Origin of the sequence: Acidisphaera rubrifaciens HS-AP3, assembly GCF_000964365.1 — a bacterium.
Classification (GTDB): Bacteria; Pseudomonadota; Alphaproteobacteria; order Acetobacterales; family Acetobacteraceae; genus Acidisphaera; species Acidisphaera rubrifaciens.
The window spans coordinates 1-1,035 of record NZ_BANB01000882.1; the positions used below are offsets into that span (position 1 = coordinate 1).

Genomic DNA, 1,035 nt, shown 5'->3' on the forward strand with positions numbered 1-1,035 from the left:
TCGCGTCGGCGTGCATGGACACGAACAGGTCGGCGGACCGGGCGACATAAGTGCCAGCGAGCGTGCCCTCCTGCTCGACCTGCGCCGGCAGCGCGAGGCGCTGGACGCGCGCGCCCGCCAGCAGGAGGCGCGCAAGGCGCTGATCGATGCCGCCGAGCACCGTCTGGCCGCGCGCGTCGACGAGCTGCAGGCGCTGCAGACCCGGCTCGAACAGCTCGATGCCGCACGCGTCCGCCACGAGGAAGCCAACTGGCAGGGGCTGGTGAAGCTCTACGAACAGATGAAGCCGCGTGACGCGGCGGTGATCTTCAACGATCTCGACATGCAGGTGCTGCTGCCGGTCATCGACCGCATGAAGGAGAGCAAGGCGGCGCCGATCCTGGCGGCGATGCAGCCGGACAAGGCCCGTGCCGTCACCGCGGCCCTCGCGCATCTGCGCGTCAACGAGACCACGCCGGCCGCCGCGGGCCCGTCGCGTCAGGCCGCGATCCGACCCTGACGCCGCCCGACCATCCCGCCAGCCGCCGCCGCATGCCCGAACCCGACCCGCCGCCGCCCGCCGCCGACCGGACAGGAGCCCATGATGCCGATCGATAAATCGATGAACGTACTGATCGTCGATGATTACAAGACGATGCTGCGCATCATCCGCAATCTGCTGAAGCAGATCGACTTCAACAACGTGGACGAGGCGACCGACGGTGCCGAGGCGCTGGCCCGCCTGCGCGCCGGCAGCTATGGCCTCGTCATCAGCGACTGGAACATGCAGCCGATGACCGGTCTGCAACTGCTGCAGGAAGTGCGCGCCGATCACCGGCTCCGCGCGACGCCGTTCATCATGGTGACCGCCGAAAGCAAGGCCGAAAACGTCGTCGCCGCCAAGCAGGCCGGCGTGTCCAACTACATCGTCAAGCCGTTCAATGCCGAGACGCTGCGCGAGAAGATCGAGAAGGTGCTGGCTCATGCCTGACGCGCTGCCGCCCCCACTGGCGGAGCGGCTCGACGCGGCGCGCGCCGCGCACCCGCCCGCCGATC

2 protein-coding genes are annotated in these 1,035 nt (G+C 69.1%); both read left to right on the plus strand.

All coding sequences use genetic code 11. From position 1 onward, the window contains the following. Positions 1–499, plus strand: a 499-nt coding sequence (locus tag B8460_RS18725; RefSeq protein ID WP_048863141.1) for a MotE family protein, incomplete at its 5' end; no start/stop codon positions are given. An 84-nt stretch (positions 500–583) separates the two neighbouring features. Beyond that, positions 584–970 carry a chemotaxis response regulator CheY gene (locus B8460_RS18730; protein ID WP_048863142.1) on the plus strand — a complete coding sequence of 129 codons (387 nt, stop codon included), beginning with the start codon at positions 584–586 and terminating at the stop codon, positions 968–970. Positions 971–1,035: the final 65 nt, after the last annotated feature.

Bases quoted from the DNA above. Each gene is read 5' to 3' on its own strand.
- B8460_RS18730 (WP_048863142.1), top strand. From the start codon at position 584: ATGCCGATCGATAAATCGATGAACGTACTGATCGTCGATGATTACAAG.